20 protein-coding genes are annotated in these 17993 nt (G+C 57.0%); 11 read left to right on the top strand and 9 right to left on the bottom strand.

Annotated features, from left to right (window positions below):
• Positions 1–20: 20 nt before the first annotated feature.
• Entirely contained in the window at positions 21–599 is a 579-nt protein-coding gene (locus AC2TEM_RS19975) for a DUF1285 domain-containing protein (RefSeq protein ID WP_480814852.1), read from the top strand.
• Here the strand turns inward: AC2TEM_RS19975 and AC2TEM_RS19970 are convergent.
• Entirely contained in the window at positions 524–1531 is a 1008-nt protein-coding gene (locus AC2TEM_RS19970; protein WP_480856379.1) for a DMT family transporter, read from the bottom strand. The two genes, AC2TEM_RS19975 and AC2TEM_RS19970, sit on opposite strands and share 76 nt — an antisense overlap.
• Before the next feature lie 179 nt (positions 1532–1710).
• On the opposite strand from AC2TEM_RS19970, the gene AC2TEM_RS19965 reads away from it, so the two are divergent.
• Positions 1711–2466 carry a hydroxypyruvate isomerase family protein gene (locus AC2TEM_RS19965; RefSeq protein WP_480856378.1) on the top strand — a complete coding sequence of 252 codons (756 nt, stop codon included), beginning with the start codon at positions 1711–1713 and terminating at the stop codon, positions 2464–2466.
• A gap of 73 nt (positions 2467–2539) precedes the next feature.
• Positions 2540–2770 (top strand): DUF2798 domain-containing protein, encoded by a 231-nt coding sequence (locus AC2TEM_RS19960; protein WP_170426018.1) that lies wholly within the window; start codon positions 2540–2542, stop codon positions 2768–2770.
• Positions 2771–2815: 45 nt separating this feature from the next.
• Here AC2TEM_RS19960 and polA read toward each other — a convergent pair whose 3' ends face one another.
• From polA to AC2TEM_RS19945, 3 genes are all read right to left on the bottom strand, one after another.
• Positions 2816–5617: a DNA polymerase I gene (gene polA, locus AC2TEM_RS19955; protein WP_170426016.1), complete on the bottom strand. Its 2802-nt coding sequence runs from the start codon at positions 5615–5617 to the stop codon at positions 2816–2818.
• A 104-nt stretch (positions 5618–5721) separates the two neighbouring features.
• A complete protein-coding gene (locus AC2TEM_RS19950) occupies positions 5722–6384 on the bottom strand; it encodes a YrbL family protein (protein ID WP_170426014.1) in 663 nt (220 codons plus the stop codon).
• A gap of 44 nt (positions 6385–6428) precedes the next feature.
• Positions 6429–6614: a zinc-finger domain-containing protein gene (locus tag AC2TEM_RS19945; RefSeq protein ID WP_170426216.1), complete on the bottom strand. Its 186-nt coding sequence runs from the start codon at positions 6612–6614 to the stop codon at positions 6429–6431.
• An 87-nt stretch (positions 6615–6701) separates the two neighbouring features.
• On the opposite strand from AC2TEM_RS19945, the gene AC2TEM_RS19940 reads away from it, so the two are divergent.
• A complete protein-coding gene (locus tag AC2TEM_RS19940) occupies positions 6702–7694 on the top strand; it encodes an ABC transporter ATP-binding protein (RefSeq protein WP_170426214.1) in 993 nt (330 codons plus the stop codon).
• Here AC2TEM_RS19940 and AC2TEM_RS19935 read toward each other — a convergent pair.
• The gene (locus AC2TEM_RS19935; protein WP_480856377.1) at positions 7691–8158 is read right to left on the bottom strand and encodes a DUF1203 domain-containing protein; all 468 of its coding nucleotides are present in this window, start codon (positions 8156–8158) and stop codon (positions 7691–7693) included. The two genes, AC2TEM_RS19940 and AC2TEM_RS19935, sit on opposite strands and share 4 nt — an antisense overlap.
• A gap of 196 nt (positions 8159–8354) precedes the next feature.
• On the opposite strand from AC2TEM_RS19935, the gene AC2TEM_RS19930 reads away from it, so the two are divergent.
• Entirely contained in the window at positions 8355–9293 is a 939-nt protein-coding gene (locus AC2TEM_RS19930; RefSeq protein ID WP_170426010.1) for a DMT family transporter, read from the top strand.
• Positions 9294–9347: 54 nt separating this feature from the next.
• Here AC2TEM_RS19930 and AC2TEM_RS19925 read toward each other — a convergent pair whose 3' ends face one another.
• Positions 9348–10460: an S-(hydroxymethyl)glutathione dehydrogenase/class III alcohol dehydrogenase gene (locus AC2TEM_RS19925; RefSeq protein WP_170394983.1), complete on the bottom strand. Its 1113-nt coding sequence runs from the start codon at positions 10458–10460 to the stop codon at positions 9348–9350.
• Positions 10461–10589: 129 nt separating this feature from the next.
• Here AC2TEM_RS19925 and AC2TEM_RS19920 point away from each other — a divergent pair, with 129 nt between their 5' ends.
• Complete coding sequence (locus AC2TEM_RS19920; RefSeq protein ID WP_170394986.1) at positions 10590–10877, top strand: I78 family peptidase inhibitor; 288 nt, start codon at positions 10590–10592, stop codon at positions 10875–10877.
• Between the two features lie 2 nt (positions 10878–10879).
• On the opposite strand, the gene AC2TEM_RS19915 is transcribed toward AC2TEM_RS19920, so the two are convergent.
• Positions 10880–11605: an SDR family NAD(P)-dependent oxidoreductase gene (locus AC2TEM_RS19915; RefSeq protein ID WP_170426008.1), complete on the bottom strand. Its 726-nt coding sequence runs from the start codon at positions 11603–11605 to the stop codon at positions 10880–10882.
• Positions 11606–11791: 186 nt separating this feature from the next.
• On the opposite strand from AC2TEM_RS19915, the gene AC2TEM_RS19910 reads away from it, so the two are divergent.
• Genes AC2TEM_RS19910 through AC2TEM_RS19890 form a run of 5 tightly spaced genes read left to right on the top strand, consistent with a single transcriptional unit; the run spans position 11792 to position 15992 of the window.
• Positions 11792–13120 carry an FAD-dependent oxidoreductase gene (locus AC2TEM_RS19910; RefSeq protein WP_170426006.1) on the top strand — a complete coding sequence of 443 codons (1329 nt, stop codon included), beginning with the start codon at positions 11792–11794 and terminating at the stop codon, positions 13118–13120.
• Entirely contained in the window at positions 13077–13616 is a 540-nt protein-coding gene (locus AC2TEM_RS19905) for a hypothetical protein (RefSeq protein WP_170426004.1), read from the top strand. Before AC2TEM_RS19910 ends, AC2TEM_RS19905 begins: the two co-directional genes overlap by 44 nt.
• Complete coding sequence (locus tag AC2TEM_RS19900) at positions 13616–14839, top strand: MFS transporter (protein WP_170426002.1); 1224 nt, start codon at positions 13616–13618, stop codon at positions 14837–14839. Before AC2TEM_RS19905 ends, AC2TEM_RS19900 begins: the two co-directional genes overlap by 1 nt.
• Positions 14836–15453 (top strand): DUF3833 domain-containing protein, encoded by a 618-nt coding sequence (locus tag AC2TEM_RS19895; RefSeq protein WP_170426000.1) that lies wholly within the window; start codon positions 14836–14838, stop codon positions 15451–15453. Before AC2TEM_RS19900 ends, AC2TEM_RS19895 begins: the two co-directional genes overlap by 4 nt.
• Complete coding sequence (locus AC2TEM_RS19890) at positions 15450–15992, top strand: DUF3833 domain-containing protein (RefSeq protein WP_170425998.1); 543 nt, start codon at positions 15450–15452, stop codon at positions 15990–15992. Before AC2TEM_RS19895 ends, AC2TEM_RS19890 begins: the two co-directional genes overlap by 4 nt.
• A gap of 36 nt (positions 15993–16028) precedes the next feature.
• On the opposite strand, the gene AC2TEM_RS19885 is transcribed toward AC2TEM_RS19890, so the two are convergent.
• Positions 16029–16817: an ATP-binding cassette domain-containing protein gene (locus AC2TEM_RS19885; protein WP_170395006.1), complete on the bottom strand. Its 789-nt coding sequence runs from the start codon at positions 16815–16817 to the stop codon at positions 16029–16031.
• A 1-nt stretch (position 16818) separates the two neighbouring features.
• Complete coding sequence (locus AC2TEM_RS19880; protein WP_170408588.1) at positions 16819–17943, bottom strand: ABC transporter permease; 1125 nt, start codon at positions 17941–17943, stop codon at positions 16819–16821.
• Positions 17944–17993: the final 50 nt, after the last annotated feature.

The following is a 17993-nucleotide window of genomic DNA, read 5'->3' as shown; positions in this document are numbered from 1 at the left end:
GAGAGGAAATGGCAAAAGCAATGAGCGGACAAAAACCCGTGACCCCTTCACCAGACGGTCTGGCGGCTTCGGTCAAAGCGGCCAAAACGCGGGGTTTGCCGCCCGTTCACCTATGGAATCCTCCGTTTTGTGGCGATCTGGACATTCGGATCGCCAAAGATGGTACTTGGAGTTATCTAGGGTCACCGATCAACAGGGTCGAGCTTGTTAAGCTATTTTCCTCAATTCTTAAGAAAGAAGAGGGTAGGTACTTTCTCGTCACTCCCGCTGAAAAGGTGGGAATCACCGTCGAGGATGCGCCGTTTGTTGCCGTTGATTTTGAGCATGAGGTACAAGGCGAAGCCCAACGTCTGACTTTTACGACGCAAGTGGGCGATACAGCCATCGCCGGGCCCGATCACCCGATACGCATTGTCCTAAATACGGAAACTGATGAGCCCTCACCCTACATATTGGTGCGCGCGAATCTTGAGGCGCGCATTGATCGCAAGAGCTTTTACCGGTTGGTCGAGATCGCCAGACATCACGACGGTTGGTTTGGTGTCTGGTCGGACGGCCAGTTTTTCCCACTGATCGCATCCGATGTGCTAGAGGATTGAACCGGTCGCGGTTTGCGGTCCTGCGCCAGCACGACCGCAAGCGCCACCAGCGACGCGCCCAGCGCGCGGGTCCAGTTCCAGTCCTCGCCCAGCGCCATCATGATCACCATCACATAAAATGGTGCGATATTGATGTGGAATGACGCCAGGGCGACCCCTAGTTTTCCCACTGATGCTATGAAGAAAAATTGGCTCAGGCCCAGTGAGAACAGTGCGTAGAACACCAACATACCCATCTGCGCCACATCTACGGGGCGTGTAGGCATGACCTCTAGCCCAAGCAATCCGGATAACGGTACTAGAATGGCTGCGGTCGACAATCCTCCGACCAAGGTTATGGTGCTACGGCCCAACTGGCTAAGCTCGGGGAAGTCGCGCGCAGTGGCCATGCTGGCCCAACAGAACAGCGCGGTAGACACCACTGCGCACATCGCGCCCAGTCCTAATTGTGCCGGTGCCACCGCGCTGGTGGCAATCAGGCCGCCAATGATTGAAATCACCAATCCCAGCGCAAAGCTCCAGCGCAATCGCCGCGTTCCCGCCACAAGCTCCATGATCGTAGCGATCAAAGGCGCACACGAGGCGATAATGGCAACGGTAACTGGGTCGGTCAGCTTCTGCGCTACAAGGATCAGGAACATCCCCGACCCTAGCCCCAAACCGCCGACCAGGAGGGCATGGCCCCAACGGGCGCGCAATACCTGAGCCGGTCCGTCCAGAATCAGCCAGATTGGTACCATGACCAACACCGCAAGAGACATCCGTGCCGCGAACAGTGCGATAGGTGGCCAGCTTTGCAATAGGATCTCAGCCGCCGGGAACCCCGCCGCCCACGTCAGCATCGAAGCCACCGCCAGCGTATTTCCGGTGAACGCGGTCTGTCGACCGTCAGATACAGCTATAGCGGTCCCGCGCGCGGGTTCAGGGCTCATGGCCATCGTGATCAGACCTTATTGTTGGCGCGGCCCTCGCAACGGGATACCGCTTGAGCCTGATGGTCCCTGATTCGAAAGCCTTTATCTGGCCGATTTTCGACAATCTGTCGTTTTCAGTCTCTTTCACGTGGCCGTCGTGATCGCTAGGCTCTGCAAAGTTCGACACCGGATGCCCGATGCCCAGATTTGCCGCCAATCTTTCACTGCTGTTTGCAGAACTGCCCTATCTCGACCGGTTTCAAGCCGCCGCGCAGGCCGGGTTTACGGCTGTTGAAATTCTCTTCCCCTACGGCCTCGCGGCCAAAGAGACCCGCCGCGCGCTGCTGTCCAGCCGGCTTGATCTGGTGCTGATCAACGCCCCGCCCCCGAATTATACCGGCGGTGAACCGGGTTACGCCGCCATGCCTGGCAGCTCTGACAGGTTTAAGTCCGATATCCGGCGCGTTCTGCGCTACGCGGATGTGCTGCGGCCAGAGATGATTCACGTTATGGCCGGATACGCTTCCGGCCCCGAGGCCCTGCGTTGTTTTGTCGAGAACCTGCAATGGGCGGCAGATCTTGCGCCGGCACAGCGGTTTACAATCGAACCGCTCAACCCCGTATCGCAACCCGGTTACTTCCTGAACAATTATGATCTGGCCGCCGAAGTGCTGGACCGCGTCGACCGCGCAAATGTCGGCCTACAATATGACAGTTTTCATGCGCAGATGATCCACGGCGACGCGCTGGCGATTTGGCACCGTTTTCAGCCCCATATTGTCCATGCACAGATCGGGGCTGCGCCGGATCGCTCGGAACCCGGACTGGGTACAATGGACTTTGCCGCGTTGTTTGCTGCGATGGACCAGTCGGATTACAGCGGCTGGGTCAGCGCCGAATACAACCCCTCAACCCGGCGGACTGAGGACTCACTGGCTTGGATACAGTATTAAACCCTGCATGAACGCTGGATTTTCAGACTGAAATGGCGCAATTGAGGGCATCGACACGCCAAGGATGCCCCGCATGATATCTGCCCGCTATGCCAATCCCCTATTCGCCTTGATCATGTCCGGCCTGATGTCCTGCGTCGTCACCGGCATTGCCACGCTCAAAGCTATCGGCTTCAGCCCTTCAACACTCGGAGACTGGATGGCCTCTTGGGCCTTTTGCTGGCCTATCGCCTTCACCGTCATCCTGACGCTGGGCCCTTTTGTAAAACGCCTGATCGCCCGCCTGGTCAGGCCAGAAGCCTGACCCGCTGCAAAGAGGGCCCGCAGGGCTTGATGAGCAGCGCCGCCCCTAATGGGCCTCGGCCCAGTTCGCGCCTTGTCCGGCATCCGCGACCAGCTTAATATCCAGCTTCACTGCCGGATCTGCTGCCCCTTCCATCACCGCGCGCGCGACCGAGATGGTCTGATCCACGGCCTCTTCGGCCACTTCGAACAGCAATTCGTCATGCACCTGCAACAGCATCTTGGCGGGCAAGCCGTTGATCGCATCCGGCATCCTCACCATCGCGCGCCGGATCACATCTGCTGCCGTCCCTTGGATCGGAGCATTGATCGCAGCACGACGCGAGAACCCCGCATGCGGCCCCTTGGCATTGATCTCAGGTGTATGGATTTTCCGGCCGAACAGGGTCTGGACATAGCCATTCTCTTTGGCAAACGCGATCGTGTCGTCCATATAGCGCCGGATGCCCGGGAAACGTTCGAAATAGCGATCGATGAAACCCTGCGCATCCGCCCGGGGAATGCGCAGATTGCGCGCCAGCCCAAAGCCCGAAATGCCGTAGATCACACCAAAGTTGATCGCCTTGGCTTGCCGCCTGATATCCGGCGTCATCTCGTCCAGCGGTACGTCAAACATTTCGGACGCGGTCATCGCGTGAATGTCCAAACCATCGGCAAAGGCCTGTTTCAGGGTCGGAATATCTGCGATATGGGCCAGAATCCGCAGCTCAATCTGGCTATAGTCGAGACTGACCAGCACATTACCGGGCTCGGCTATGAACGCCTCGCGAATACGGCGGCCTTCTTCGGTCCGCACTGGAATGTTTTGCAGGTTCGGATCGGTCGAGGACAAACGGCCGGTATTCGCCCCTGTGATCGAATATGACGTATGCACCCGGCCCGTATCAGGATTGATATGGGTCTGCAACGCGTCGGTGTAGGTCGATTTCAACTTTGAAAGCTGCCGCCAGTCCAACACCCGGCGCGGCAATTCATGTTCCGTTGCAAGGTCCTCAAGAATGTCCGCCCCGGTCGAGTACTTACCGGTCTTGCCCTTCTTGCCGCCCTCAAGCCCCATTTTGTCGAACAGGATTTCACCCAGTTGCGCTGGCGAACCGACGTTAAAGTTCTCACCCGCCAATTCGTGGATTTCAGCCTCTAATCCGGCCATCTTCTGCGCAAATGCATTTGACATTCGGCTGAGAACATCGCGATCGACCTTGATGCCATGCATCTCCATTTCTTTGAGAACCGGCACCAATGGACGTTCAAGTGTTTCATACACCGTCGTCACCTGCACCTGATGCAACTGCGGCTTGAACAATTTCCACAGGCGAAGGGTGATGTCCGCATCCTCGGCAGCGTAGGCCGTGGCCTCGTCAATCGGCACCTTGTCGAAAGTGATTGCAGACTTGCCCGAGCCAAGCAGAGGTTTGATGGGAATCGGCGTATGGCTCAGATAGCGTTCAGATAGCGTATCCATGCCATGCCCATGCTCACCGCCATGCATGGCGTAGGACATCAGCATCGTGTCGTCGATGGGGGCGACGTCGACGCCATATCGCTTAAAGATTTTGGCATCGTATTTCATGTTCTGTCCGATCTTCAGGATCGACGGATCCTCAAACATCGGTTTCAGCAAGTTTAGAGCCGCATCCAGCGGCATCTGTCCATCGGCCAGCGCATCCGATCCGAACAGATCATCGGTCGCGCTTTCACGGTGAGTCAACGGGATGTAACAAGCCTCACCCGCCTCGACACATAGCGAAATCCCGACCAAATCGGCGATCATCTCATTCAAGCCGGTGGTCTCGGTATCCACCGCAACCCAGCCGCGCTCGTAGGCCTGATCGATCCATTTCTGCAATGCCGCAGCATCGCGCACGCATACGTATTTCGATGCATCAAATGGGACGTCTTCGGCCTGTGACTCCGCCTCAGGCGTGGATATCTCGGGGATGACGGGGGACTCGACGCCCAGCTTGTCAGCAATGCGTTTGGTAAGCGTACGAAATTCCATCTCTGCCAGAAACTTCATCAAAGTCTCAGCATCGGGATCCTTCACCTCAAGGTCATCCAGAGTGAAATCCAACGGTGTGTTTTCGTCCAATTGCACAAGTTTCTTCGAAAGCTCGATCTGGTCGCGCTTTTCGATCAGAGTCTGGCGGCGCTTGGGCTGTTTGATCTCTTCAGCGCGATCCAGCAGGGTTTCCAGATCGCCATATTCATTGATCAACAGCGCCGCCGTCTTCACACCAATGCCCGGAGCGCCCGGTACGTTATCCACCGAATCCCCGGCCAAAGCCTGCACATCGACAACCCGCTCGGGCCCGACGCCGAACTTCTCAACCACCCCATCGCGATCGATCCGCTTGTTCTTCATCGCATCCAGCATCTCGACACCGCCGCCCACAAGCTGCATCAGGTCTTTGTCAGAACTGACGATGGTCACCCGCCCACCAGCCTCACGCGCCTGAACGGCGAGGGTCGCGATAATGTCGTCGGCTTCATAGCCTTCAAGTTCTTTGCAGGCGATGTTGAACGCCCTGGTGGCTTCGCGAGTCAGCGGCATTTGCGGGCGCAAATCTTCGGGCATCGCTTCACGATTGGCCTTGTAGAGATCATACAGATCATTACGGAACGTATGCGAGCCCTTGTCGAAGATCACCGCAACATGGGTCGGCGCATCCGGCCCGGCGTTCCCTTCGACATATTTCTGCAGCATATTGCAGAACCCCGATACCGCCCCAATCGGTAGCCCATCCGATTTCCGCGTCAACGGCGGTAAAGCGTGATAGGCGCGGAAGATAAAGGCTGATCCATCAATCAGATGCAGATGGCAGCCTTTTCCGAATTGGGTGGTGGTCATATTAGGCTCCTGCGCTGGGTTGCGCCAAGTTGTACAGAAGGGCTGCACGAAAGACGAGGCCACCTGGCCAATTCGTTGCGACCTAATTTGCCCGTGGTCTGGTCTTAGCTATTCGAAAAAGTGCGCTTATCCGCATTCCAAGCCAAACCTGCTTTTTGCGCGATCAACGCGAACTGTTTGTTCAGCGAGCGATCATTCAGACGTTGGGACAGGCTGCGTAGTGGGATGAGGTTCCGCTCACCATATCCATCGATCAGGAAACAGGCTGGGCCCGCCCCCCGCGTTCCATAGACGATGTTCGAGCTTTTGACGTCGCGCGCGACGATGTGAAGGTCAAACATCTGCCCAACGAATGCATTCAACGCTTCCAAAACCGGGGCGTCCAATCCACTGCGGCAGACTTCATACAGCTTTGGTGCAAGCCCGCCATCAAGGCCAGAAATGCGCTCAACCACAACCCCCGCCCCATGCGTCGTCTGAACCACGCCCAACATCCTGGACAGGGGTGAACGCTCAATTTCCGTCCCGAGTTTCAGCGATACCCGCAGTTCGCATTCCAGCTCTTTTAGCGTGCTGCGATACTGCGCCTCGGGGAACAGTTTCCATGCCAGTCGCTTGCCAAGCCTGTGCGAGACACGATCTTGGGACCGGGTAAAAACTTTGATCAGTAATTCAGGATGACCGGGAAAGTCATAGACACTGCGCACAGTCCCGTTCGCGATTGGCTGGCTGTCGGAAAGGTCAATCGTTTTGGCTGTGAACAGCATTATCCATCCTCGCCAGTTACGACCGCCTGCCGTCCTGGTCGCCCTTACGCGTCCTGACCAGAGTCCTCACCACGCAGCACGTATTTGCAATCGCAATAGGGGCACTCGACCCAACCAGTGTCTTCGGGAATCTGCAGCCAGACGCGCGGATGACCCAGCGCACCCTCGCCACCATCGCAGGCGACGCGGGTATTTTCGACAATCTTGGTTTCCGGCGCTTCGATGGTCACGGCTGGCGATCCTTCTTTGGTTGTCGGCCTCGCGGGCATGTATTAGGTGCGTTTATGGGCGATGAGCAAACCGGGGGCAAGGGCCACATGTCCGATGCGGCAATCACAATCAGATCACTGCGCAAGACCTATCGCGGCGGCAAGGGCCAGCCCGAGAAACAGGCTTTGAAAGGGATCGACCTGACGGTACCGCAGGGGTCCGTTTTCGGTCTGCTTGGCCCGAATGGAGCCGGCAAATCGACCCTGATCAACATTCTGGCGGGGCTGGTGGTCAAAACGTCTGGCAGCGTCTCGATCTGGGGGTTCGACCAGGATCAAAACCCGCGCCAATCCCGCGCCGCCATCGGCGTGATGCCTCAGGAATTGAACCTTGATCCGTTCTTTACACCTCGAGGCGCATTAGAAGTTCAGGCCGGGCTGTACGGTGTTCCCAAGTCTGATCGGCGAAGCGATGAGATCCTCGACCTCGTTGGCCTTGCCGACAAGGCCGAGGCCTATGCGCGCACGCTTTCGGGCGGAATGCGGCGGCGCCTGCTGCTGGCCAAGGCGCTGGTGCACCATCCCAAGATTCTGGTGCTCGACGAACCCACGGCGGGTGTGGATATCGAACTGCGACAGATGCTTTGGGCCAATGTGCGCAAGCTGAACGAACAGGGCATGACCATCATCCTGACCACGCACTATCTGGAAGAAGCGCAAGAGATGTGTGACGAGATCGCCATTATCAATCACGGCGAAAAGATCGCACAAGACAGCACGGCCAATCTGCTGGGCCGCATGGACAGCCGAACCATGGTGATCGTGCCGGATAGCCCCATACAGACTCTGCCTGTAGCGGATAACGTGATTGCAGCGCAACGTGAGAACGGCGACCTTGTGCTGCAATACCACAGCAACTTAACTACAGCCGAGCAGGTGCTGGAATCTGTACGTCAGGCCAATATTCGCATCCAGGACGTCCGCACTGAAGAAGCTGATCTTGAGGATGTGTTCCTTGCGTTGACCTCCAGTCGGGTCGACGACGCAACTGTCAACGACCCGAACCAACCACATCGGGGGATGCACCGCGTCAAGCTTTAGACACGATCGATCCGTGCGTGATAACAGTTGTTCAGAGCAGATCGGATGTGGATGTAAGCGACATCAGCGCGGGAGAATATTTTTTTAGCCGCCTCATGCAACAGCGCCTGTGGGGTGATGATCCCGGTTCCATAGACGATTCGGTCGTCCGGACCATACCCTTTGATCAGGTAGTTGGGCGAGTCGGTCAACGCCTCGGGCAGCACATCCTCACTTTCATAGCGCGCGCAGGGGCCGGCACAAAGGAAGATCGGTCCAGTCTCTGCATAAGGCTGCGTTTCCGGGAAGGGTCGGTGCGCCAACACCAGCATCTCTTTGCCTTCCGGTATGTATTTCAAACAATGACGGCATGGGTTGCCCGCCCCATTGGAAATCGCACGCTCTGGTGGGTTTCCATATCCATCCGGGGCACCGGCGCGATATGCCTGAACCTGCTGTGTTGGTAGGGCTGAAATTCCGTGCATGATGTTTCTCCTTGATTTGAGATGATCATGGCAAACGCTTGTTTTGGACTCGACCCGTTTCCTGCGTATTGCAAAATCTGCAACCCTGCCTGCAAAAGAATGTTAGCGATAAAATAAGGGCTACCCGTCAGACCAATTTGGGTCTAAGCAAACATCAAACACCCCAAACGATCCATCTATGATTGAGGCTTTTGTCATGAGCGCTCAGAACTCCACCCTTCGTGGGCTTGCCTTTGCGTTCTTAGGCTTTGCCGTCTTCGCGACGCATGACGTGCTGATCAAGGTGCTGGGTGGCACCTATTCGGTTTTGCAGATCATCTTCTTTGCGACGCTGTTTTCCTTTGTCCCTATGGCAGTAACAATTCTGGCCGATCGGACCACTGGGAATTTCCTGCCGCGGCATCCGTGGTTGGTGCTGTTGCGATCAGCGACGATGATCATGGCCATGTCTTGTGCCTTCTACGCTTTTTCGGTGCTGCCGCTGGCCGAAGTCTATTCGCTGCTATTTTCCTTTCCGCTGATCGTAACTGTTCTGTCGATTCCGATTCTGGGTGAGGTGGTCCGTGCCCAAAGGTGGGCGGCCGTGGGCGTCGGCCTGATCGGCGTCCTGATCGTCCTGCGCCCTGGCGCAACCGAAATCACCTCGGGCCATTTAGCGGCTCTGGCAGCAGCCTTCTGCAGCGCATTTGCTTCGGTTCTTGTCCGCAAAATCGGGAATGAAGAACGCTCTGCCGTCCTAATCCTTTATCCTATGCTGCTGGCCATCGCCGTCATGAGCGTCGCCCAACCGGCAGTCTATCAACCACCATCATTGCTGCATCTGGCGATGATGGCGTTTGTCGGGGTGTTCTCGGTAATCGCACAGCACCTGATCATCCTTGCTTATCGCGCCGCCCCCGCCGGCGTCATTGCGCCCAGTCAATACAGCCAGATCATCTGGGCCACGATCTTCGGCGTGATTTTCTTTGGCGAGCATCCGGATATCTGGGTCGCGGTTGGTGCGAGCGTCATCATTGCATCCGGCGTCTTTGTGGTCTGGCGTGAGAGCCGATCAAACACTACCTCTGCTAATACGCCTGTGCTGCGCGTCAGGTCGCCCCGGTCAGATACTGGAGCGACGAGGCCCGGAGAATAAGAAACGGCGCGCATTGCAGCGCGCCGTGTAATCCATTTCAGCCCTTATAGAGCCTTAGTAGACGACCACTGATCGGATACTCTCGCCCTTATGCATCAGGTCGAAACCGTGGTTGATGTCATCCAGGCCCATGGTGTGGGTAATCATGGGGTCGATCTCGATCTTCCCGTCCATGTACCAATCCACGATTTTCGGGACGTCGGTGCGTCCACGCGCTCCGCCAAACGCGGTGCCACGCCATGAGCGGCCTGTTACCAGTTGGAACGGTCGGGTCGAGATTTCGGCACCCGCAGGAGCCACACCGATAATAATCGATTCACCCCAGCCTTTGTGAGCCGATTCCAGCGCCGCGCGCATTACGCCGACATTGCCTGTGGCGTCAAAGGTATAATCCGCGCCGCCCTTGGTCAGGTTGACCAGATACGGCACCAGATCACCTTCGACCTCAGAGGGGTTCACGAAATCGGTCATGCCGAACTTGGTCGCCATTTCCACCTTGGCTGGATTCAAATCAACGCCCACGATCTGATCCGCGCCAGCCAGGCGCAGGCCCTGAATCACGTTCAGGCCGATACCGCCCAAACCGAACACGATGGCACGGCTGCCAATTTCTACCTTGGCAGTGTTGATCACTGCGCCAATTCCGGTGGTCACGCCGCAGCCGATATAGCAGATCTTGTCAAAGGGCGCGTCCTCACGCACTTTGGCGAGCGCGATTTCAGGCAGAACCGTATGGTTCGAGAAGGTCGAGCAGCCCATGTAGTGCAGGATCGGATCGCCATCCAACGTAGAAAAACGCGAGGTGCCATCCGGCATGAGGCCCTGGCCTTGGGTTTCGCGAATTGCCTGGCACAGGTTGGTCTTGGGATGCAGGCAGTATTCGCACTCACGGCACTCGGGCGTATAAAGCGGGATGACGTGATCGCCGGGTTTCAGGCTGGTTACACCCGGGCCGACCTCAAGCACGACACCTGCGCCTTCATGGCCCAGAATGGCGGGAAACAAGCCTTCAGGGTCGGCGCCCGACAGGGTGAATTCATCGGTATGGCAAATGCCTGTCGCCTTGATCTCGACCAGAACCTCGCCCGCTTTGGGGCCTTCAAGGTTTACGTCCATCACTTCCAAAGGTTTGCCTGCCTGAACGGCGACGGCGGCACGGGTACGCATGGTGCTTGTCTCCCTGTCTGTTTTGCCCGACCCTGCGTCAAATACAGGGTTTTTTCAACTGCGCTTTCATGACAGGTTGGCTAAATCTTTGATATTTCAGAAACGACATCACCAGAAAGCCCTGCGCCAATGTACCGTTTATTTCCGATCCTAATTCTTCTGACCGCATGTTCTGAGACCTCTGCACCGCAGGACGCGGCGCTTGAACTAGAGGAGGCACCGGTTGATCTTGCATTTTGCAAGGGAGAACCGTTTGCGAACACTATTGGTGAGCCGGTTTCAACCATACAAGCCCAACTGCCTGAACGGTCGCGCGTTCTGGGCCCGGATGATATTGCCACGCAGGATTATCGCATCGACCGGCTGAACGTTTATGTGAACGGCGCAGGCACAATTCAGAGGCTTACCTGCGGATAGGGTCACTTTCCCCGGTACACCAGAATATCGGGCAAATAATCGATCAGGCGCACAACCCATGAGAACGGTGCCGGGAAATCGGTTCGAAACCGGCGACGGGACATGGCGCGCACTACGCGATCGGCCGCATCTTCGGGTGTCATCAGCATCGGCATTTTGAAACTGTTCTTGTCGGTCAGACGGGTCTTGATGAACCCCGGATTGACAATGCGCACCGTCACGCCTGACCCTGCCAGATCGTGCCGCATGGTCTCGGCCAGCGAGATCAGCGCAGCCTTGCTGGCCCCGTACGAGATCGCATTGGGAAGCCCATGATACCCGGCAAGCGACCCGATCAGCGTGATATCACCACTGCCTGAGCCCACAAATCCTGGGACGGTTTCACCCAACACCCGAAGCGCACCGGAATAGTTCACATCGCTGATCGCCAAGGCGGCATCGGTGCTCCAATCTGACGTACTGATCGGCTCATAGGCGCCTGCGTTGTAGACAAGCGCGTCAATTGAGCCAGCCTCCACCACAGCGCGGCGCACAGTGTCGAGATCAGTCACATCCATCGGTACAGCACGTGCATTAGGCAAGGTGCCACAGATTTCATCCAATCGCTCGGCATTGCGAGCAGAAAGGATCAGATGCGCGCCTTCGCGGCTCAGCTTTTCGGCCAAGCAACGGCCCAGCCCTTCGCTGGCGCCAATGATCCAATAGGTTTTTCCGTCAAAACTGCTCATGCGTAAGTCTTTTTTCGTACTAGTTAGGTCGAATACGTTCTGACAGCAGCAATGGATCACGCCCAGCGCTCGTAGCATTCGGCCAGATAACACAACATAGCGCGTCGGAAAAAAACTTCTAACGCGGTTGATCCAAAGGCTCATTCCCTGCGTATCTTGTTGTAAATACCGAATAACGAGGATGGAATGTTCGACGAAACCCGGGGCGTACGCAAGAAAATCGCAGTCATAGGCGCAGGCATTTCAGGTCTCTCCGCAGCTTATTACCTTTCCGAAGACAACGATATAACCGTGTTCGAGGCTGAGCCCCGACTGGGCGGCCACGCCCGCACGGTGATCGCCGGAAAGAACGGAGATCAGCCGGTAGATACCGGTTTCATCGTCTTCAACTATGTCACATACCCCTATTTGACCCGGCTGTTTGATGAGCTGAACGTGCCAGTTACCAAAAGTGAGATGAGCTTTGGCGCAACTATCGACAATGGCCGCATCGAATATGGGTTGAACAATCTGCGCACTTTGACCGCGCAGAAACGCAACCTCGCGCGTCCAGCCTATTACAAGATGATCGCCGATATCCTGCGGTTTGGCAAAGAGGCCCCCGAAGCCGCGCAGGACGACGACACCACGATCGGTGAGCTTGTGGATCAACTGCGTCTCGGCCACTGGTTCCGGCACAATTATCTGATGCCGATGTGCGGCGCGATCTGGTCAACTCCGGTCGAGTTCGTCGATCAGTTCCCAGCCCGCTCGCTGGTGCAGTTCTTCCGCAATCACGCGCTGCTGGCCTCGGGCCGTGCCAATCAGCACCAGTGGTACACCGTGAAAGGCGGCAGCATCGAATATGTCCGCCGGATCGAAACTGCGCTACGTGCGCGCGGTGCTGACATCAGACTGTCCGCACCCGTGCAGCGGATCGAGCGGCATGATCTGGGCGTCACCGTCCATGCAGGAGGTGAGGCCGCTCTGTTTGACGAAATCATACTGGCAACCCATTCCGATCAGTCTCTCGCCATCTTGGGTGATGCAGCGACCGAAGCGGAAAAAGCGGCGCTCGGCGCGATTAGATATCAACCGAACAAAGCTATCCTGCACTGTGATCCCCGCCAAATGCCCAGGCGGCGTGCTTGCTGGTCCAGTTGGACCTATCGATCGCAAAAGGGCAATGTTGGGGTCACATATTGGATGAATCGGCTTCAGAATATCCCCGACAGTGACCCGCTGTTTGTGACCCTGAACGCCGCATCAGACATTCCAGCGGACAAAATCTATGACGAGGTCGAGTTCGCCCATCCGGTGTTCGACAAAGCCGCCCTGCGCGCGCAAGGGCAAATCCGCGAGATGCAGGGACAGAACCGAACCTGGTTTGCCGGGGCGTATAACCGGCATGGTTTCCACGAAGACGGGATTGCTAGCGCAATGCATGTTGTCGAGCGCCTCACCGCCATCCCGCAGAGCATCGGAGCTGACAATGGTATCCCTGAAACGGACCTCGCTGTTTCGGCAAGCGTATAGAACCTGTTGCGCTGCGCTGCTGTCACTGGCGCTGATGGTCCCCGGCGGACTGGCGGCTTCGCCTTTGTCGGATGCAATCAAAGACCCTAAGCTGCGCGGCACCGGGACATTCCGTTTTCTGGGGCTGCCGCTCTATGACGCCAAGCTTTACACGCCCGGCGGTGCCGCATTCAGCTGGAACGAGAATTTCGGCCTACAATTGACCTATCGAAAAAACCTGAAACAAAAAGCGCTGGTCGAGTCGACACTGGAAGAGATGGCCCGACAAGGCAATTCTGCGCCGACGGAAGCCCAATTGCAGGGCTGTTTTCAGGCGGTCAGCAAAGGCGATAGCTATCTGGCCATCGCGCAAGGCCCCAACAGCGTCAGCTTCTGGCGCAACGGAAGCAAAACCTGCACCCTGACAAATCCGGGTATCACACGCAGCTTCATGTCAATTTTTCTGGGTAACAATACACGATCCGCCTCGTTCACACAGCAGTTGAAGGGGCAGTGATGCTGTACCCGCGTGTCAGCCTCTATGCGCTGATGCTTGCTGCAGCAGGTATCCCGCTCTACATCCACCTGCCGCGCTTTGCAGCCGTGAATCTCGGTATCGGGCTGGGGGTCATTGGCACCATTCTGCTGGTCATTCGGCTGGTCGATCTGGTGCAAGATCCACTGATTGGCTGGGCCATTGATCGCTGGCCCGGTGGGCAAATGTTGTTTGCCGCCGCCTCTGCGCTGGGTCTGGCGATTGGATTCCCATTGCTGTTTGGTTTGCCAGAAGGGGCAAGTATCGCCGCATTAGTGTCTATTCTGATCCTGTTATTCTCGGCCTACAGCCTCGGGACCATCTTGCTTTATGGCCGCAGCGCCACGCTGGCGAAACAGGCTAGCGCGAAGGAACTGATGACACTAGCCGCCTTCCGCGAAGGCGGACAACTGACCGGAGTTATCATAGCAGCCGCAGCGCCCGCTGTGTTCGTGGCGCTTGGCGCAGCCGCGCAAGGGTATCCGGCCTTTGGAATGTTTCTCGGGCTTCTGAGCGTTGTGACTCTGGCTGTTACTCTGCCAATGTGGCGACGCACGCCGATCACCGGTCAAGGGCTGTCCTTTGCAGGCCTAGGACAGGCTGGGGCTTTACGTCTGCTTGCCCTTGCGTTGGTCAACAGCCTGCCCGTCGCCATCACCTCGACCCTGTTTCTGTTCTTTGTTGAAGATCGGCTGCAACTGCCAGGCAAAGCGGGGCCATTGCTGATCCTGTTCTTCCTCAGCGCCGGGCTCAGCGTTCCGTTCTGGGCCAGGCTCAGCAATCGGATTGGCCCGAAACAGACTCTGATGATCGCCATGCCGCTGGCCATTCTCGGCTTTGTCGGGGCCGCTCTTCTAGCCCCTGGGAATCTCGTCGGTTTCGCCATCATATGCCTCGCATCCGGCGCGGCGCTTGGGGCGGACATGGTTGTCCTGCCAGCAATGTTCTCGGTCGTTCTGACCCGGGCCGGGCTGAACGCATCTGCTGCGTTCGGCATCTGGTCCTTCGCAGGCAAGCTGGGTCTAGCTCTGGCCGCCTTTTTCACACTGCCGCTACTGGAACGCAGCGGCTTTACACCTGGACAGGCCAATTCTGCCGAGGCTTTGAATACACTCACCCTCGCCTATGCGGTGCTGCCCTGCATCTTGAAACTCGGAGCGTTTGGCATGGTCCTGACCCTCCCGACAGAGGTCTCTGCCAAATGAAAACGCTCCTGATCTGTCTGCTTGCGATTTTTGCGCTGTTTGCTGTGAAGAACCGGTTCCTCAGTTTCCGCTCGCAATCACCCTCCGACTACAGCGGAACCGGACCTGAGTTTTCACTCAAAAAGAACCTGAATGGCGAAATCCTGTCCGAAGGATTGATCTATGGCCCGAATGGCAAGATGTCGAACAGCTTTGTCGCGCGTATGGTGGGCGAATGGGACGGCAACACCGGTACGCTGTCCGAGTATTTCACCTATTCCAACGGCAAACAGATGACCCGCAAATGGCATCTGACGTTGGGCACGGGCAACACTTTCACCGCAACAGCGGACGATATTGTCGGCGAGGGCAAAGGCGTGATTTCGGGCTCAACCGTCAAGCTGACCTATCGCATCATCCTGCCCGAGGACGCGGGCGGGCATACACTGGATGTGACCGACTGGATGTATCTGACGGAGAACGGTGTAATCATGAACCGGTCCGAGATGCGAAAATTCGGGATCAAGGTGGCCGAGCTGGTCGCCACGATGCGCCCTGCGCCTGAAGTGAAATCCACCCATCTGCATGGCGCAAACGGCCACGATGCAGACTCTGAGCTGAGGGTTTTGCAATGATCGCCCGCCGTACCCTTATTGCAGGTGTCGCGATCACGGGGTTGGCCATCCTCGCCGCCTGCTCGGCCAAACCGCGTATACCAAAATCGTTTCTGTCAGATCGTCAGCTGAACCTTGAAGAGTTCTTCGAAGGTAAGACTGTCGCTTATGGTCAGTTTCAAGATGTACTAGGTAATGTCCCGCGTCGCTTCCAGGTCGATATTGACGGCACATGGGACGGAGAGACTCTGACGCTTGTCGAAGATTTCGTCTATGACGATGGTGCGACCGAACAACGGATTTGGACCCTGACCAAGACCGGCGATGACACCTGGACCGGCACCGCTCCCGGTGTGCTGGGCACAGCCAGTGGGGTCGAAAGGGGCGATACGTTTAACTGGAAGTACAAAATCGACCTGCCCGTCAAAGACGGCACCATGCGTGTCAATTTTGATGACTGGATGTGGTTGTTGTCGGATGACCGGTTATTGAACCGAGCCTATGTTTCGCGTTTTGGCGTAAGGCTGGGTGAAGTCATATTGTACTTCGAGAAGAAGTAGTCACCCCGCCAGCACAGCCAGCGGGGCAAAAAAGTATCAGACGGTTCCGCCCAGACTGCCTTCAAGCTCGACCATCTCCTGACCACCGGCCATCAGGTCCTGCAGCTCTTCCGGGGTGATCTGGCCACGCTGCGCCGTACCCAGCGTTTGACCGCGGTTGAGTACCGTGAACCGGTCCCCCACTGCCAACGCATGGCGGACGTTATGAGTAATAAAGACCACTGCAATACCCTGCTTGCGCACCTTGTCGATGGTCGCCAGAACGTTGGCTGTTTGGCGCACCCCAAGGGCCGAGGTCGGTTCATCCAAAATCAGAACCTTCGCCCCGAAATGCACCGCCCGCGCGATGGCGACGGTCTGGCGTTCACCACCTGACAGCGTGCCCACCGCCTGATCAGGGCCGCGCAAGTTGATCCCCATTTTCTTCATCTCTTCCATCGTGACCTTGTTGGCATAGTCATGATCAAAAAAGTGAAGAGGTCCGACCTTCTTTACCGGCTCATTGCCCATGAAGAAATTGCGCGAGACCGACATCAGCGGGATCATGGCCAGATGCTGGTGTACGGTTGCGATCCCGGCCTCGATGGCATCACGCGGGTCGGCGAAATGCATGGGGTGGCCTTCGAACAGAATTTCTCCGTGGGTGGGCTGGTGCACGCCCGACATGGTCTTGATGAAGGTCGACTTTCCCGCGCCGTTGTCGCCGAGAAGGCAGTGGCATTCACCGGGGAACACGTCCACCGAGACACCCGCCAGCGCGATCACGCTGCCGAAGTGCTTTTCGATGTTTTTCATCTGGATGATGGGTTCATGTTCGGGATTCATATCAACGCTCTCCCGTGATGATGCGGCGAATATAGGTGTTGAGGATCACAGCCCCAAGCAGGATCACCCCAAGGAAGACCCGGAACAGCGAGCTTTCGACACCGGCAAAGAACAACCCCTGTTGCACCACGCCAAAGATCAACGCGCCCAGCGCCGCGCCCAGTACCGAGCCGTATCCTCCGGTCAGAAGCGCGCCGCCGATGACCACGGCGATGATCGCCTCGAACTCTTTTAGCAGACCCCGGTCAGCACCAGCCGATCCGAACTCCATCACCTGGCAGACAGCGAAGACAGTGGCGCAGAAGGCCGTGAACATAAACATCAGAATCTTGACCCGGTTCACAGGCACACCCGAGTTGCGCGCCGCCTCAGCATCCCCGCCCGAGGCGAAGATCCAGTTGCCGAACCGCGTTTTGGTCAGCAGCACGTGACCAAAGATGATCAGTGCGATCGCCCAAACGATCAGCATTGGAATACCATCCACAACTGGCTGACCGGCGCGGGTGCCACGCTCGAATACGGCGATGATCCCGGCATCCCCGAGCCATTGGAACAATCCCTGCAAAATTTTACCACCAAAGATCGGCGCCAGCCAATCGCCTTCGGCTGCGTCTTTCACACCGCCGATAATAGTTTTGCGCTCAATCACCTGCGGCAGGAAGATTGTAAAGCCGCGCAAAATGAACAGAAAGGCCAGCGTTACGATAAAGCTGGGCAAACCAGTCCGGATCACGATCCAACCGTTCAGCGCGCCGATTGCCACCGCCATTGCAAACGTGACGAGAATTGCCATCCAGACCGGCCACGCCAGCGTGACCGAAAAAATTGCGATCATCATGCCCGAAAAGCCAATCATCGACCCGACTGACAGGTCAAACTCACCGGCAATCATCAGAAGGCACGCACCTACGGCGATGATCATGAACTGCGCCGAGACAACCGACCAGTTCATCATGCCCTGTGCGTTGAACATGCCGCTGTCAAAAGCGAACAAAAGAAAGAAGGTGAAGACGGCAACGGTGCCAACCATCCCGCCAAGTTCAGGCCGGATCAAGGCCTTGCGCAGCGGCGATATTTCTTTAATCCGTTCGTCGGTTACAGCCGTGTTTTGAGCAGACTCGCTCATTAGAACGCCCCTCCGAGTTAAGCAGTGATTTTGCGTCAGATAGTTGTTGG

This window comes from Ruegeria sp. HKCCD3925 (genome assembly GCF_057221175.1).
This window is presented reverse-complemented; position numbering and strand designations above follow the sequence as displayed.

Coding starts and splice junctions, on each gene's coding strand:
- polA (WP_170426016.1), bottom strand. CDS start 5,617: ATGACCACCACCCAATTCGGAAAAGGCTGCCATCTGCATCTGATTGAT.
- AC2TEM_RS19895 (WP_170426000.1), top strand. CDS start 14,836: ATGAAAACGCTCCTGATCTGTCTGCTTGCGATTTTTGCGCTGTTTGCT.
- AC2TEM_RS19890 (WP_170425998.1), top strand. CDS start 15,450: ATGATCGCCCGCCGTACCCTTATTGCAGGTGTCGCGATCACGGGGTTG.
- AC2TEM_RS19900 (WP_170426002.1), top strand. CDS start 13,616: ATGCTGTACCCGCGTGTCAGCCTCTATGCGCTGATGCTTGCTGCAGCA.
- AC2TEM_RS19960 (WP_170426018.1), top strand. CDS start 2,540: ATGATATCTGCCCGCTATGCCAATCCCCTATTCGCCTTGATCATGTCC.
- AC2TEM_RS19975 (WP_480814852.1), top strand. CDS start 21: ATGAGCGGACAAAAACCCGTGACCCCTTCACCAGACGGTCTGGCGGCT.
- AC2TEM_RS19885 (WP_170395006.1), bottom strand. CDS start 16,817: ATGAATCCCGAACATGAACCCATCATCCAGATGAAAAACATCGAAAAG.
- AC2TEM_RS19905 (WP_170426004.1), top strand. CDS start 13,077: ATGGTATCCCTGAAACGGACCTCGCTGTTTCGGCAAGCGTATAGAACC.
- AC2TEM_RS19970 (WP_480856379.1), bottom strand. CDS start 1,531: ATGAGCCCTGAACCCGCGCGCGGGACCGCTATAGCTGTATCTGACGGT.
- AC2TEM_RS19925 (WP_170394983.1), bottom strand. CDS start 10,460: ATGCGTACCCGTGCCGCCGTCGCCGTTCAGGCAGGCAAACCTTTGGAA.
- AC2TEM_RS19935 (WP_480856377.1), bottom strand. CDS start 8,158: ATGCACGGAATTTCAGCCCTACCAACACAGCAGGTTCAGGCATATCGC.
- AC2TEM_RS19880 (WP_170408588.1), bottom strand. CDS start 17,943: ATGAGCGAGTCTGCTCAAAACACGGCTGTAACCGACGAACGGATTAAA.
- AC2TEM_RS19920 (WP_170394986.1), top strand. CDS start 10,590: ATGTACCGTTTATTTCCGATCCTAATTCTTCTGACCGCATGTTCTGAG.
- AC2TEM_RS19930 (WP_170426010.1), top strand. CDS start 8,355: ATGAGCGCTCAGAACTCCACCCTTCGTGGGCTTGCCTTTGCGTTCTTA.
- AC2TEM_RS19915 (WP_170426008.1), bottom strand. CDS start 11,605: ATGAGCAGTTTTGACGGAAAAACCTATTGGATCATTGGCGCCAGCGAA.
- AC2TEM_RS19910 (WP_170426006.1), top strand. CDS start 11,792: ATGTTCGACGAAACCCGGGGCGTACGCAAGAAAATCGCAGTCATAGGC.
- AC2TEM_RS19940 (WP_170426214.1), top strand. CDS start 6,702: ATGTCCGATGCGGCAATCACAATCAGATCACTGCGCAAGACCTATCGC.
- AC2TEM_RS19950 (WP_170426014.1), bottom strand. CDS start 6,384: ATGCTGTTCACAGCCAAAACGATTGACCTTTCCGACAGCCAGCCAATC.
- AC2TEM_RS19965 (WP_480856378.1), top strand. CDS start 1,711: ATGCCCAGATTTGCCGCCAATCTTTCACTGCTGTTTGCAGAACTGCCC.